The sequence below is a fragment of the Cryobacterium sp. Hz9 genome (assembly GCF_004402825.1).
Classification (GTDB): domain Bacteria; phylum Actinomycetota; class Actinomycetes; order Actinomycetales; family Microbacteriaceae; genus Cryobacterium; species Cryobacterium gelidum.
This window is the reverse complement of the sequence record NZ_SOFC01000011.1, coordinates 47,542-61,151: the sequence shown is the minus strand read 5'-3', so window position 1 is coordinate 61,151 and position 13,610 is coordinate 47,542. Positions and strand designations below refer to the sequence as shown.

Annotated in this window: 12 protein-coding genes and 1 tRNA gene; 9 read left to right on the top strand and 4 right to left on the bottom strand. The window is 66.6% G+C overall.

From position 1 onward, the window contains the following. Nucleotides 1-82 precede the first annotated feature (82 nt). Nucleotides 83-1,063 (top strand): LysR family transcriptional regulator, encoded by a 981-nt coding sequence (locus tag E3N85_RS04605; protein WP_134460720.1) that lies wholly within the window; start codon nucleotides 83-85, stop codon nucleotides 1,061-1,063. A gap of 4 nt (nucleotides 1,064-1,067) precedes the next feature. Here the strand turns inward: E3N85_RS04605 and E3N85_RS04600 are convergent, their stop codons facing one another. From E3N85_RS04600 to E3N85_RS04590, 3 genes are all read right to left on the bottom strand, one after another. Then, nucleotides 1,068-2,585 carry a CYTH and CHAD domain-containing protein gene (locus tag E3N85_RS04600; RefSeq protein ID WP_134459974.1) on the bottom strand — a complete coding sequence of 506 codons (1,518 nt, stop codon included), beginning with the start codon at nucleotides 2,583-2,585 and terminating at the stop codon, nucleotides 1,068-1,070. A gap of 26 nt (nucleotides 2,586-2,611) precedes the next feature. Continuing rightward, nucleotides 2,612-3,775 carry a globin domain-containing protein gene (locus tag E3N85_RS04595; RefSeq protein ID WP_134459971.1) on the bottom strand — a complete coding sequence of 388 codons (1,164 nt, stop codon included), beginning with the start codon at nucleotides 3,773-3,775 and terminating at the stop codon, nucleotides 2,612-2,614. Between the two features lie 116 nt (nucleotides 3,776-3,891). Continuing rightward, nucleotides 3,892-4,335, bottom strand: coding sequence for an Rrf2 family transcriptional regulator (locus E3N85_RS04590; RefSeq protein ID WP_134459968.1), 444 nt, complete (start codon nucleotides 4,333-4,335; stop codon nucleotides 3,892-3,894). A 55-nt stretch (nucleotides 4,336-4,390) separates the two neighbouring features. On the opposite strand from E3N85_RS04590, the gene E3N85_RS04585 reads away from it, so the two are divergent. Next, nucleotides 4,391-5,140, top strand: coding sequence for a trimeric intracellular cation channel family protein (locus E3N85_RS04585; protein ID WP_241978302.1), 750 nt, complete (start codon nucleotides 4,391-4,393; stop codon nucleotides 5,138-5,140). Nucleotides 5,141-5,143: 3 nt separating this feature from the next. On the opposite strand, the gene E3N85_RS04580 is transcribed toward E3N85_RS04585, so the two are convergent. Next, the gene (locus tag E3N85_RS04580) at nucleotides 5,144-5,950 is read right to left on the bottom strand and encodes an inositol monophosphatase family protein (RefSeq protein WP_134460717.1); all 807 of its coding nucleotides are present in this window, start codon (nucleotides 5,948-5,950) and stop codon (nucleotides 5,144-5,146) included. Nucleotides 5,951-6,090: 140 nt separating this feature from the next. Here E3N85_RS04580 and E3N85_RS04575 point away from each other — a divergent pair. The 7 genes from E3N85_RS04575 to E3N85_RS04545 all read left to right on the top strand — a co-directional run bounded on the left by E3N85_RS04575 (nucleotide 6,091) and on the right by E3N85_RS04545 (nucleotide 13,492). Then, nucleotides 6,091-6,166, top strand: a tRNA-Lys gene (locus tag E3N85_RS04575). Between the two features lie 174 nt (nucleotides 6,167-6,340). After that, nucleotides 6,341-7,405, top strand: coding sequence for an efflux RND transporter periplasmic adaptor subunit (locus E3N85_RS04570; RefSeq protein ID WP_174722461.1), 1,065 nt, complete (start codon nucleotides 6,341-6,343; stop codon nucleotides 7,403-7,405). Then, nucleotides 7,402-8,097 carry an ABC transporter ATP-binding protein gene (locus E3N85_RS04565; RefSeq protein ID WP_134459962.1) on the top strand — a complete coding sequence of 232 codons (696 nt, stop codon included), beginning with the start codon at nucleotides 7,402-7,404 and terminating at the stop codon, nucleotides 8,095-8,097. Before E3N85_RS04570 ends, E3N85_RS04565 begins: the two co-directional genes overlap by 4 nt. After that, nucleotides 8,094-9,320 carry an ABC transporter permease gene (locus E3N85_RS04560; protein ID WP_134459959.1) on the top strand — a complete coding sequence of 409 codons (1,227 nt, stop codon included), beginning with the start codon at nucleotides 8,094-8,096 and terminating at the stop codon, nucleotides 9,318-9,320. The genes E3N85_RS04565 and E3N85_RS04560 overlap by 4 nt, the downstream gene beginning before the upstream one ends. A 121-nt stretch (nucleotides 9,321-9,441) precedes the next feature. Further along, nucleotides 9,442-12,330: a DNA translocase FtsK gene (locus E3N85_RS04555; protein ID WP_134459956.1), complete on the top strand. Its 2,889-nt coding sequence runs from the start codon at nucleotides 9,442-9,444 to the stop codon at nucleotides 12,328-12,330. A 3-nt stretch (nucleotides 12,331-12,333) separates the two neighbouring features. Next, a complete protein-coding gene (gene pgsA, locus E3N85_RS04550; RefSeq protein WP_134459953.1) occupies nucleotides 12,334-12,927 on the top strand; it encodes a CDP-diacylglycerol--glycerol-3-phosphate 3-phosphatidyltransferase in 594 nt (197 codons plus the stop codon). Nucleotides 12,928-12,949: 22 nt separating this feature from the next. Then, complete coding sequence (locus E3N85_RS04545) at nucleotides 12,950-13,492, top strand: CinA family protein (protein WP_134459950.1); 543 nt, start codon at nucleotides 12,950-12,952, stop codon at nucleotides 13,490-13,492. Nucleotides 13,493-13,610 lie beyond the last annotated feature (118 nt).

The window sequence follows — 13,610 nt, the reverse complement described above, 5'->3', positions numbered from 1 at the left end:
CGACACTGGTGTGGGCCGCAGCTTGCTCCTCACTCCCGTGGCTGTCACTATCGACCTAAGCGAAAGGTTATGAGCTGTGACAATGACGCTGAACCAGCTGAGGGCCTTCGCCCTCGTGGCTCGACTCGGGTCGCTGCGTGCCGCTGCGGCCGTGCTCGGAATCAGCGAACCGGCGGTATCGTCGTCGCTCGCCGCGCTTCGCCTGGACCTCGGGGACGCCCTGGTCAGGCGGTCGGGGTCGGGGATCGCCCTGACGGCCGGCGGTCGGGCGCTCGCCGATCACGCCCAGGAGATCGTCGGCCTGGCCGACCAGGTGCGCTGGGAGGTCTCGCATGCCGCGGAGTCCGCGGCGTGCCTGCGCGTCGTTGCCACTGCGGGCTTCGCCGAACACGCGGCCGGCCGGCTGCTCGACGCGTTCACCCGCCGGGTTCCTGTCCACTCCCGCGGGATTGACGTGGTCGTCGAGTCCGCCGATGACATCGGGTCGCTGTTGCAGGACCATGCCTACGACGTGGCGCTCGGCTCCCGGCCGCCGCAGGGAACGCAGCTCGAAGTGGTGCCATTCTTGCGCTACCAGCGGGTGCTGGTGGCCGCGCCGGGGCATCCGCTTGGCCAGCGGCAGCAGTCGTTGCCGCTCGCCGCCCTGCTGGGGGAGCCGTGGTTCACCGGCCCGGCCGGGGTTGAAGAGTTCACGGCCGAGAGCAGCTGGCTGGCAGCAGCATTCCTTGCCTCTGCGCTCGGCGTTCCGGAGATCGTGCCGCTCAGCAGCGAAACAGATGCCCTCGCTGCGGTTCGCGCCGGCGAAGGGATCATGCTCGCGTTCATGCACATCGTGCGGGCCGAGGTCACGGCCGGGTCGCTCGTGGTGCTGCCGGTGCCGAATACGCCGATCGCGGGGCTGTGGTGCGCGAGCACCCTCGATCACGGACGGGCGTCGACCGCCGCGCGCACCCTGCAACGTTTCGTCACGACCGCCGAGGCGACCGCGGCGATGCTCGCCCCCGGTGGATCACGCGGCGTCGCCCGGCGCGGCTCCAAGGTGCACGTGGCGCTCTGGAGCTGATCTGTCAGGGGCGGTGCGACCAGGCCTTCCAGAAGAGAGCCTCGGCATCCGCTGCTTTCTGCTGTTCCAGAGCGTGCAGGCGGCCGTAACTGAAGGTGTTCTCGCCGCGAAGGTAGGCGTCGACCCCGCCGCGGCGCAGTAGGCGCTCGCGGGCGATGACACTGTCGTGCTGGTCGCCGAGAATGGTCTGCAGTTTCTGGGCGAATCCGCTCACCCGCGCGGCACGCTTCGGGTTGAGCGGATGCGCCGTCTCGGCCGCGTAGCGCAGCCTCTTGGCGCGCTTGCGCACCTCGTGCAGGGCGAGGTCACGTTCCGGCCCCGGTACGGTCCCGGTGGCGCGGCGCACGGCGCGGCGCAGTTTCTTCCATTCCTTCGTGACCAGGGCGGGCACGACCACGCGGGCGTCCTGGCCGGCCGTGGCCGTGAACGGCGGCGAGGCGGCGAGGGCGTCGAGGGCGTTGAGCAGCCGAAAGTAGCGGTGGCTGTCGAGGGCGACGACGAGCGTGTGTCGGGCGGTGGCGGCATCCGCTGCGGAGCGGGTCGTCAGGCGGTCGCGGATGGAGCCGAGCAGCACTGCGGGGTCCTCGCGGTCGAGCAGGCCGGCGAGGCGGCGTTGCAGCACCTCCTCGTCGCGGGAGCCGCCGAGCACGGCGGCGAGCCAGCCGAGTTCGGTGCGGAGGTGTTGCACGACGGTCGGGTCGACGAGGGATCGATAGGTGGCCAGCACCGAGCGCAGCCGGCGTAAGGCGACGCGCATCGCGTGCACGGAGCCGAGCGTGTGCTGGCGAATCTGCGGGTCCTGCGCGCGAATGACGCCGATCTGCTCGCCCAGGCTGGCCAGTAATACGTTCCCGGCCGGTCCGGTGGGCGTCGGGCGCTGCCGATTGCGGGGCGATTCCGCAGGCAACCGGTCGCCGAGGGCACGCGCCAGTTTCGACGCGTGCCGTGACACGAGGATGCCGGCGACCGCGAGCACAGCCTGCCCCGCGTCCAGCAGGTCTTCCGGTGCGTCGACGAGCTCGAACTCCCATTCGCGCCAGGCTGCTGAGGCCGGTTGGTGAACGAGCCGCTCGGCCTGCACCCGATCGTCGCAGAGCACGGCGAGGGTTTCACCACCCGCACCGATCAGGGCATGCACGACGCGGGTGGTGGTGAGGCGTGCCACGGGAACGAGCGGTGCGGCGCGCACGTAGACCCGCACGAGTTGCGCGAGCGACTCGGGTACGGCATCGGCTTCGCCCTGCCTGTCTCGGCCGAGGGGCGCGTGGATCTCACGGCGACGGCCGGCGTTTTGTGGCAGTTTGAGGTGCCATCCCGCGTCGTCGCCGCCGGTACGCCGGCGCAGCGTGATACGTGCGGCGCTGAGTACGAGATCGTTCGTGTCGAAATAGACGGCCTCGAGGTCGTGAACCACCGGCTCGGCGATGGCCTGCACGCCGGGCAGGTCGATCAAAGGAGGCAGCACGGCCAGGCCGTCGACGTCAAACTTGCGTTCTATCTCGATACCACCGTTAGCATCCACGGTCCAAACCTAGCGTGGGCCGACGCTCAGGCGTTGGCGAGCCAGAGGTCGGGGCCGAAGATCTCGTAGTGGATGCGATCGGCCGGCACGCCGGACTGCAGTGCCTGGCTGCGCAGGCTGCGCATGAACGGGAGTGGACCGCAGAGGTACACCGAGGCATCCTCCGGGATGGTCACGTTCGCCAGCGACATGAAACCCTCGTGGTGGCCCTCGCTCGGGATCTCCAGCCAGAGCTCGAGTTCGGCCGCCTCCAGGAGCGCGACGTCCTCATTCATCTGTTCGCGCAGCGCCCAGCGCTCGAGGTTGCTTTCGGCATGCAGCACGAGCACCTCACGCTTCGATCCCGTGTCCACCAGGGAGCGCAGGATGGAGGCGCTGGGCGTGCAGCCGATTCCGGCCGAGGCCAGGATCAGCGGGCCGGTGCCCGCATCGAGGGTGATATCGCCGCACGGCACGGAGAGGGTGAGCGTATCGCCGACCTGCACGTCGCGGTGCAGCACGGGGGAGACCTCGCCGTCGGCGTCGAGCTTGGTGGTGAAGACTCGCGTCGTGGCCGTGCCGGCTGAGAGGGAGTACTGACGCACTTGGCGGATACCGTCGGGCATGGTGGCGGTGACGCTGACGTACTGGCCCGGCAAGGCGGGCGTCACTGGAGTGTCGTCGGCCGGTTCGAGGGTGAACGTGACGGCATCGGTTCCGGCCGCTTCCTTCTTCACGACGATCCAGGGGGCGAGCGGCTTGTCGCTGGCGAGTCCGGCGTAGAGGCCCTTCTCCATCTTGATCAACGCATGGGCCATCAGCCAGTAGACCTCGGTCCAGGCGGCGGCGATCTCGGCCGTGATGACGTCGCTGAGTTCGTCGGCGATGCCCTCGAACAAATACTTGTAGACGATGTCGTACTGCTCGGGCTGAATGTCGAGGGAGATGTGCTTGTGGGCGATGCGGGAGAGCATGGCCTCCGGCGTGATGTCGGGGTTCTTCACCATGTGGGTCGCGAAGACGGCGATGCTGCCGGCGAGGGCCTGCTGCTGCGTGCCGTTCTTCTGGTTCGAGCGGCTGAACAACCCATCGAACAATTCGGGGTGGGCGGTGAGCATGCGCTTGTAGAAGTTCCTTGCGATCTGGGGCATCCGCTCACCGACCAGCGGCAGGGTGGCTTCGATGAGGGGGAGGGACTGGGCCGAAAGCATGAATACTCCTTCTATGTGACCGACTCCCGTTTGTGGGGGCCTTCCACAAAAGTAGCATTTGATATGCCAATTAAACGGATGCTTTCTACTAGTCGTAGAAAGTAGGGACTTTAGTCCTACCGCACCGATCCCAGTTCCACGAGGATCGGTCCATTCGGCTTTCCGTGCGGGAGGCTGGCGATGACGAGGCTATCCAGCTCGCGGTAAAAGGCTTCCCTGGCCCGGCGCAGGCTGCCGCGGAGGCCGCATCCGCTCAATAATGGGCAGGGATCGTCGGGGGAGTCGCAGGCGGCGAGGTCGGTGCGCGTGTCGAGCTGGCGAAGGAGTGCCCCGACGGTGACGTCGCGCCCGAGCGGGCTGATGCGCACGCCGCCGCTCCGCCCCCGAATGGCCTCGACCAGGCCGAGCTCGCGCAGGCGCATCAGTGCCTTGCTCACATGGTTGTAGGGAGTGCCGACCTCGGCGGCGACCACTCGCGAGGTGAAGGTCACGCCGTGCGGCGCCGCACAGAGCAGCATGACGATCCGCAGGCACACGTCGGAAAAAGCGTTGATCCTCATGGTTCAACTGTAATTGCGCCCGTCGCCTGCGCCGAGATGAGAGAGAATGGGGCAAGTGAACACTGAGTCGGAGACACTGTTTGAGGTAATCCGCTTCGTGGACCTGGCCGGCGTGCTCGCCAACGCCATTCTCGGCGGAGTCGCCGCGCGCACGGCCCGCCTCGACATTGTCGGCTTCGTGGTGCTTGCCATCATGAGCGGGCTCGGCGGCGGCGTGATCCGCGACACCCTGCTTCAGCAGGGCAGCCCGGCGGCACTGCTCGACCCGGCCTATCTGATCATTGCCATCCTCGGCGGTGTCATCGCCTTCTTCGTGACGTTCAACGGCCGGTGGACCCGTCGTGTGCTGTTGCTGACCGACGCGCTCGCCGTGGGGTGCTGGGCGGCGGTGGGGGTGCAGAAGGCGCTCGATGCCGGTCTCGGTTGGCTGCCCGCCATTCTGCTCGGCATGATCACCGCGGTCGGTGGCGGTATGGTGCGCGACATCATGCTGCTCAAGGTGCCGACGATCTTCGGCGGCAATACGCTCTATGCCACGAGTGCCCTGCTGGCGAGCACCGAGATGGTGATCCTGAGCCAGCTCGGGTTCGTGGCGGTCGGCACCGGTGTGGCCATTCTCAGCGGCGCCGCCCTGTCGCTGCTGGCCAAACGTTACGGCTGGGTTCTGCCAACCGGGTACGCGTTGCGCATTCCGAAGCCGATTCTGCTGCTGAACCCCCGGGCCTGGCGCCAGCGCCAGCGCCGGCTCGATGCGCGCAACGCTCGCAACGGCAACTTTCCCGACGATCCGGGTGCTTCGGTCTGACTGTTAAGACGATGCCTGGCCCGGGTTCAGCACGGCGAGCGTCGCCGCGTGCAGCAGCCCGTTTGTGGCCAGGGCGCTGCCGTGCCAGGGGCCGGGCTGGCCGTCGACCGAGGTGAACGTGCCGCCGGCCTCCTGCACGATCGGTGCGAGGGCGGCCATGTCGTAGGGCTGCAGGTCGAATTCGCCGGCCACGTCGAGGTGGCCCTCGGCGAGAAGCATGTACGACCACATATCGCCGTAGGCGCGGGTGCGCCAGACCTGCCGGGAGAGGTTTACGAGCTCGTCGAGGTGTCCAGCCGCATCCCACTGCTGCAGGCTGCCATAGCTGATGGATGCCTCGGCGAGCGTGTCGATGCCGGAGACGCGCAGGCGCAGGGGGGTGTCATCCGCGGTGCGCGTATCGATCGACCAGGCGCCACTGCCGGCCGCGGCCCACCAACGTTTGCCGAGCGCGGGGGCACTGACCACGCCGAGCACCGGTACGCCATCGACGGCGAGGGAGATGAGGGTGGCCCAGATCGGGATGCCGCGGAGGAACCCCGCGGTGCCGTCGATCGGATCGATGATCCATTGGCGGGTCGTCGACCCGATGATGCCGAACTCTTCGCCGAGAATGCCGTCGTCGGGGCGTTGCCCGGCCAGCAAACCGCGGATCGCACGCTCAACGGCCTGGTCGGCGTCTGTCACCGGCGTGCGGTCGGGCTTCGTCGTCACCACGAGATCGAGCGCGGTGAAGCGCGCACGTGAGATGGTGTCGGCGGCATCGGCGAGGGCGAGTGCCAGGTTGAGGTCCTCGGAAAGGGAATACATTCGCGGTTCGGTCACCCTCCCAAGGATAGTAATTTCACGCACGGATGCCGGTCGTGGGCCCTTTTCGGCCTCGATTGGCATCGAGCCTGCTTGGGGTGTTAGGGTTACACGTTGCCGCGGGTTGTTCCACTGTCGCACAGGCACCTCTAGCTCAATTGGCAGAGCAACTGACTCTTAATCAGTGGGTTCCCGGTTCAAGTCCGGGGGGGTGCACCAGCAACCCCGTCGTCACTGTTTCGCGCAGTGTCGGCGGGTTTTTTTGTTGGATTCGGTTGGCGCGCGAGCCGGGCATGCCATTTCACACGCAGCAACGGAGGCGTCTCGGCTCGTGCAGCGCTAGGCTCAGCCCATCGAGCTTGACCAGGGTGGGTCAGCTGGCGGGGGAGTGTCATGAATGTTGCACGCAAATGGATCTTTCCCATCCTTCGACTGGTCGTGATTGCGGCCATCGCGGTGGCGCTCGTCAAGGTCGCGTTCTACCCCGACAACGCGGCAGACAGCAACCCGGCTGAACCGACCGGAGTCATCGTCGAACCCCAGATTCCAGTCGCCCTCGGCACGATCAGCAACGACGTGACCCTGCCCGGCACGGTCACGGCCGATCCAGCCGTCGCCGTCAAGGCGACCGCCATCGGCACGGTCGACGAGATCTTCCTCGCAGCCGGACAAACGGTGAACAAAAACGACAAGATCTACGACATCCGGGGCGAAACGATCAAAGACCCGGTCGAATCAACGGATGCCGACGGCAACGTCACCATCACCCAGCCAAAACCGGTGATCACCTTCGTCAAAGTGCTGGCCCCGATCACCGGCACCCTGAGCTCGCTCGGCGTCATCCACGGCCAGAGCGTAGCCGTGGGGGATGCCACCGGCCAGGTCGCACCACCGAGCTTTTCCGTGAGCGGCGCCCTCAGCCCCGAGCAGCAATACCGCCTGCTGAGCAAGCCGACCGAGGCATCCGTCGCCATCACCAACGGGCCGGCGCCGTTCACCTGCACCGGTTTGACCATCACCACCCCGCTGGCCGGTGCCGCGGCCGGTGCTGACGGCGTATCCGGCGGCGAGACCGGCTCGAGCGGCACCACCGTCACCTGCGCGATTCCGGCCGAAGTGACCGTCTTCTCCGGTCTGGCCGCCCAGATCACGATCGCTGCAGGCCTGGCCGAAAACATACTCATCGTGCCCACCACCGCGGTGAAGGGCTCCGCCCAGACCGGCGTCGTCTGGTTCGTGTTGCCGGACGGCGGCACCGAAGAGCGCCCGGTAACGCTCGGCATGACCGACGGAGTGAACGTCCAGGTCATCGACGGAATCGTCGAGGGCGACCTGATCAACCAGTTCGTTCCGGGCGCCACCGCTGTCAGCCCCGGCGGCGAGGGCTGCGATCTGCAACCCGACGGCAGCACGGTCTGCTTCGGTGCCAGCCTCTCCAGCAGCGGGATCTCCAAATGACCCTGCTGCACCTTGAGGGCGTGACCCGCACCGTGCAGCTCATCGATGCGCCGCCTCTCACCATCCTCTCCGGCGTCGACCTCGACGTCGACGTGGGCGACCGCGTCTCGATCGTCGGCCGGTCCGGTTCGGGCAAAACCACCCTGCTCAACCTGCTCGGGCTGCTCGACAACCCCACGAGCGGCACCATGCTGTTCGAAGACCGCCCGGTGCATTCGCTGTCCTCCGGGGCCCGGGACCGGTTGCGCGGGCGTGAGGTCGGCTTCATCTTTCAACAGTTCAACCTGCTGCAGGGGCGCACCGCCCTCGAAAACGTGATGACTCCGCTGCTCTACGCGGAAGGTCGTCAGTTCTGGCAGCGCGCCCGAATCGCCACCGAGATGCTCGAACGGGTCGGCCTCGGCGACCGGCTCGGTGCACTGCCCGACCGATTGAGTGGCGGCGAGCAGCAGCGCGTGGCGATCGCCCGCTCGCTGGTGCGCGGTCCACGGTTGATTCTCGCCGACGAACCCACCGGAGCACTCGACCTCGAAACCGGGGAAACGGTGATGGACCTCATCGACGACGTCGCCACCGAATCCGGGGCAGCCCTCGTCACCATCACCCACGATCCAGCCATCGCCGCCCGAGCCACCCGGCACCTGCGGCTCGACCACGGTGTGCTCCAGGTCGTAAGCGCGGTGCCGGCATGAAGCGCGCCGCGAGCAACCTGGTTGGCTCCGTCATCGAAGCCTGGCAGGAGGTGAGAATCCACAAGACCCGCGTCATGCTTTCACTGATCGGCGTCGCCGTCGCCGTCTGCGCCATCACCACCGTCGTCGGACTCGGCGCGGTCGCCCAGCAGGCGACCCTCGAATCGAGCGAGCGGTCGGGGGGGCGCGCCGCCAGCCTCTCCCTGTTCGTGTCGATGAACGATGGCTCCACCCCGACTGAAATGACCGAAATCTGGCGCACGGCGCTCGAACGCTACCAAATCGACTATGCCAGCCGGGTGGTCAACACCAGCCAGACGGTGCAATTCGCCGACGGCGCCGTCCCGGTGCAGACCCTCGGCATCGACCCGCCCTACGGCACCATGCACCGCATCACCCTCGAGAAGGGCGTCTGGTTTACCGACGATGACCAGGCCCGGCTCGCGCCAGCCGTGCTGGTCAACTCCATCTTCTGGGACCGCCTCGGCCGACCCGACCTGCGCACCCACCCAACCGCGACTCTGGTGGGCGAACGCACCACGACGGCCGTCGTAACGGGTGTCTACTCGGCACTCTCGTGGGAGACCGAACCGGCCATGTACATGCTCGCCGACGCGCTCACCGCCATCACGCCGGTCGTCACCGACCCGAACCAGCAATTCGGACCACCGTCCTACGAGCTGTGGGTGCCGGTCGACGTGTCCGAACAGCTGGCTACCGCCCTGCAGCGTGACGTGCAGGGCGCTTTGGGGAGTGAGGCATCCGTTCAGCTGAACCGACAGGACTTCGGGGCGTACATGGATGGCGACCCGTACCTCTCGCTCAAGCTCACCGTCGGCGCCATCGCCGGACTCGTGCTGCTTCTCGGCGCCCTCGGCCTGGTCAACATCGCCCTGGTCACCCTCAAGCAGCGCATTCGGGAGATCGGCATTCGACGCAGCTTCGGCGCGACCGCTGCCCGGGTGTTCTTCGCGGTCATGATGGAAAGCGTCGTCGCGACCGTCGTGGCCGGAATTGTCGGGGTGATCGCCGCCGTGCTCATCGTGAAAAGTCCGATCGTTGAGAATTTCATCAGCCAGGGCCAGGTCACCGATTTTCCACCGTTCCCGGTCGAAGCGGCCGTCCTCGGCCTGGTCTGCGCGACGGTCGTCGGCGCCCTGGCCGGGCTGATCCCCGCGCTGGTAGCGGTGCGGGTGAAGGTCATCGACGCTATCCGCTATTAGTACCAACGGGTGCGCACAAGCGGATGCGCCGCGCGGCATTCGGCACCTGTCCGCTCGCCAGTCGCGCCGGCCGTGGGCGTGGGGTCGGGGGAATGTCGCCGGTGCTTGGTAGCGTTATTTCATGGCTACGAGCACTAAGTCGTCCGGGCGTGCCCGCACTCCGGCAGGGAAGGGCGTCCCGGCGCGCAAACCGGCAACCCGCGGGGCCGGCGCGACCGCCGCGCAGAAGACCGTCAAATTCACCGCCGTCGACGTGAAACCGAGCCTCGGTGCCCGCGCCTGGATGGGCCTGGCCCACCTCACCGGCGGCGCGGCCCGCGCCCTCGGCCCCGAAAAACTCTCCAAAGACGAACGCCGCGACGGACTTCCGTTCTTTCTCGTGCTGCTCGCCATCTCGGGAGCCATCGTCGAATGGTTCCTGATCAACGACTTCGTCGCCCAGCAGCTCGACGCCTACACCTTCGGCGGATTATTCGGCCGGGTCGCCTTCGCCCTGCCGGTCATTCTGCTGGTGTTCTCCGTCTGGCTGTTCCGCAAACCCAGTTCCGTGCACGACAACGGCCGCATCGGCATCGGGCTGAGCCTGCTCCTCGTGACCATTTCGGGGCTGTGCCACATTTTCGGTGTGCAGCCAGAGCCGCAAGACGGCATGCCAGCCCTCGCGCTGGCCGGCGGGGTGATCGGGTGGATGATTGCCGCCCCGCTGATCCTGCTGACCACGTCGATCGGCGCCACGATCGTCGTCATCCTGTTGTTGCTGCTGAGTTTGTTCATCATCACCAAAACCCCGCCGAACCGGGTTGGTCAACGTTCCCGCGAGCTGTATGAGTGGCTGTTCGGCGCGCAGCTGAACGATGACGAAGAACGAGCCGCTGCGAAAAAGACCACGGGTGGTAAGCCGGGCACGACCGCGCAGGTTGAGCTGGACGGCGTCGACGATGAACCAGAGGGCGCGCTCCCGTGGTGGCGTCGGAACAATAGCAAGCGGGAGGAAGACCCCGACTTCGGCGGCGCCCTGTCGACTGAAGCTACGGTCACTCCCGATGCCACTGACCCGCTCAGCGTGCTCCTGGGCGGCGGCCAGTCGCGGGGCGGTTTCGACAGCGCCATCGAGCCCGAAGTCACCGACCATACCGTGCCGCCCGAACGAGATCACTACGGCACCGAGGTGCTCGAAGACCTGCGTAAGGCCGAACTCGCCGTCAAACGCTTCACCGGCGAGGTCGACCTCGGCACGTCCACCGGCCTGCGCTCCGACGATCCGGCCGGGCACACCGAGGTCCTTCCCGGCTTCGACGATGTCTTTCCCGAACTGAGCCAGGCAGTGGACGCCTCCGGCACGGCCCTGCCGCCGCTCGCAGGCTCCGATTCCGACCTGGCCGGCCCGCACCCGGCCATTCCGTATCTCGTGCCCGCGGCATCCACTCTCACCGCCGGACCGCCAGCCAAGGCCCGCTCGGCCGCCAACGATGAGGTCGTCAAGTCGATCACCGAGGTGCTGCGCCAGTTCCAGGTCGATGCGAAGGTCACCGGATTCTCCCGTGGCCCCACGGTCACCCAGTACGAGATCGAACTTGGCCCGGGCGTCAAGGTGGAGCGGGTCACCGCCCTGAGCAAGAACCTCTCCTACGCGGTCGCCTCCAACGAAGTGCGCATTCTCTCGCCCATCCCCGGCAAGAGCGCCATCGGTATCGAGATTCCCAACACCGACCGCGAAATCGTCACCCTCGGTGACGTGCTGCGATCGAGCACCGCCACCAACGCCACCCACCCGATGACCATCGGCGTCGGCAAAGACGTCGGCGGCGGTTTCGTCATTGCCAACCTCGCGAAAATGCCCCACCTGCTCGTGGCCGGTTCGACGGGCTCTGGCAAGTCCAGCTTCGTCAACTCCATGATCACGAGCCTGCTCATGCGTGCCAAACCGAGCGACGTGCGCATGGTGCTCATCGACCCGAAACGGGTCGAGCTCGCCGCCTACGCCGGCGTGCCGCACCTCATCACCCCCATCATCACGAACCCGAAGAAGGCGGCCGAGGCGTTGCAGTGGGTCGTGAAAGAGATGGACATGCGTTACGACGACCTCGCGAGCTTCGGCTTTCGCCACATCGACGACTTCAACAAGGCCGTCGTCAACGGTGAGCTCGTGCTGCCGGTCGGCAGCGAACGCAAGCTCAAGCCATACCCCTATCTGCTGGTCGTCGTCGATGAGTTGGCCGACCTCATGATGGTCGCCCCGCGCGACGTTGAAGACTCCATCGTGCGCATCACCCAGCTCGCCCGCGCCTCCGGTATCCACCTCGTGCTGGCCACCCAGCGGCCCAGCGTCGATGTTGTCACCGGGCTGATCAAGGCCAATGTGCCGTCGCGGCTGGCCTTCGCCGTCACGAGCGTCACCGACTCCCGGGTCATCCTCGACCAGCCCGGCGCCGACAAGCTCATCGGTCAGGGTGACGCGTTGTTCCTGCCGATGGGCGCCTCCAAAGCCGTACGCGTGCAGGGCGCCTGGGTCACCGAGGATGAGATCGAGAAGGTTGTCAGGCACGTCACCCTGCAGGCCCGGCCGGACTACCGGCCCGACGTCTCCATGGTTGCCCCGCGCAAGGAGATCGACTCTGATATCGGCGACGACCTTGAGGTGCTCCTCGCTGCGGCCGAACTCGTCGTCTCGACCCAGTTCGGGTCGACCTCGATGCTGCAGCGTAAGCTGCGGGTCGGTTTCGCTAAGGCCGGCCGTTTGATGGACCTGCTCGAATCCCGCGAGATCGTCGGCCCGTCCGAGGGTTCCAAAGCCCGCGACGTGCTCGTGACGGCTGAACAGCTGCCGAGCGTGCTCGCCCGCCTGCGCGGGTCCGACGACGAACAGCACGCTCTGAAGGCGCAGTCCGTCGATTCAGCGCCCGACGCACGCTATGCCGACGACCCGGTGGAGAAAATGTCACAGGGGTATTCTGAGGTGGATGGCGCCGAGGACGACGAGGACGCCTGGAAACTAACCGGCAGGGACTGAACCATGGCGACACCGCACGAATCCGTCACCCGCCCCAGCAACTGGAACGTGCCCAACCTGATCACGGTCGTGCGCATTCTGCTCGCTCCGGTCTTCATCTGGATGCTGCTGGCCGACAATGGCGCCCATGACGCCCTGCGCTGGGCGGCCGCCGTGCTGTTCATCATCGCGATCGCTACCGACGGTATCGACGGCATGATCGCCCGGCGACATAATCTGGTGACTGACCTCGGCAAGATTCTCGACCCGATCGCCGACAAGATCCTCACCGGTGGTGCCCTGGTCTGCCTGTCCATCCTCGACGAGCTGCCCTGGTGGGTGACCATCGTCATCCTTCTGCGCGAAATCGGCATCACCGTGTTTCGGTTCGTCATGCTGCGTGACCGGGTCATTCCGGCCAGCCGCGGCGGCAAGCTCAAGACCATTGCCCAGTCCGTGGCTATCTCGCTCGCGCTGCTCCCGTTCCAGCTGGTCTTCGGCGACTGGGTGGACTGGGTCAACACGGCCACCATGACCATTGCTCTCGTACTGACCGTGGCATCCGGCCTCGACTACCTCGTCTCGGCCTGGCGACTGCGAAAGCATGACGTTGCCTGACTGTGCCCCGATCACGTCGTCAATGCCCGTCATTCACTCGCCTGAATCAGCCGGGCCGGCGGCTGGTCAGGTGGATGCGGCGGCCGAGCTGATCGCGGAGCTCACCGCCCGCCGTCTCACCATCGCCGTCGCTGAGTCATTGACCGGGGGCCTGCTTGTGGCCGAACTCGTGCGTATCCCCGGCGCATCCGCTGTGTTGCGCGGGGGAGTCGTCGCGTACGACACCTCCCTTAAACGCAGTCTGCTCCACGTCGACAGCAGTGTGCTCAACGTGCACGGCCCCGTGCACTCCGATGTCGCCAAGCAGATGGCGGTCGGCGTGCGCGCCCTGCTCGCGGTCAACGAGGTGCGCGCCGATATCGGCGTGTCTACTACCGGCGTGGCCGGGCCCGGCTCCGCCGACGGACACCCGGCCGGAACGGTGTTCATCGGCCTGTCCAAAGGCACCGCTTCCTGGGCTGTGTCGCTACATCTCGGCGGCAACCGAGCCGAAATTCGCGCCGAAACAGTGCGGCAGGCCATCGATGCTGTGCGTGCGCTGATAGGGCACGGGGACGCGGAATAGTTCCTGTTACGGGCTGGTTACATCGAGGACATTCACAAGCAAAGCCCAGTGATTCTCGGTAATGTCATCGAGTCGGATGAATGCAGTATTGCAATCGTCCAGCACGGCAGTCCGGTTG

What these genes read in the sequence shown, in the direction of transcription:
- E3N85_RS04605 (WP_134460720.1), top strand. Translation starts at nt 83, where the DNA reads ATGACGCTGAACCAGCTGAGGGCCTTCGCCCTCGTGGCTCGACTCGGG.
- E3N85_RS04595 (WP_134459971.1), bottom strand. Translation starts at nt 3,775, where the DNA reads ATGCTTTCGGCCCAGTCCCTCCCCCTCATCGAAGCCACCCTGCCGCTG.
- E3N85_RS04590 (WP_134459968.1), bottom strand. Translation starts at nt 4,335, where the DNA reads ATGAGGATCAACGCTTTTTCCGACGTGTGCCTGCGGATCGTCATGCTG.
- E3N85_RS04580 (WP_134460717.1), bottom strand. Translation starts at nt 5,950, where the DNA reads ATGTATTCCCTTTCCGAGGACCTCAACCTGGCACTCGCCCTCGCCGAT.
- E3N85_RS04570 (WP_174722461.1), top strand. Translation starts at nt 6,341, where the DNA reads ATGAATGTTGCACGCAAATGGATCTTTCCCATCCTTCGACTGGTCGTG.
- E3N85_RS04565 (WP_134459962.1), top strand. Translation starts at nt 7,402, where the DNA reads ATGACCCTGCTGCACCTTGAGGGCGTGACCCGCACCGTGCAGCTCATC.
- E3N85_RS04560 (WP_134459959.1), top strand. Translation starts at nt 8,094, where the DNA reads ATGAAGCGCGCCGCGAGCAACCTGGTTGGCTCCGTCATCGAAGCCTGG.
- E3N85_RS04555 (WP_134459956.1), top strand. Translation starts at nt 9,442, where the DNA reads ATGGCTACGAGCACTAAGTCGTCCGGGCGTGCCCGCACTCCGGCAGGG.
- pgsA (WP_134459953.1), top strand. Translation starts at nt 12,334, where the DNA reads ATGGCGACACCGCACGAATCCGTCACCCGCCCCAGCAACTGGAACGTG.
- E3N85_RS04545 (WP_134459950.1), top strand. Translation starts at nt 12,950, where the DNA reads ATGCCCGTCATTCACTCGCCTGAATCAGCCGGGCCGGCGGCTGGTCAG.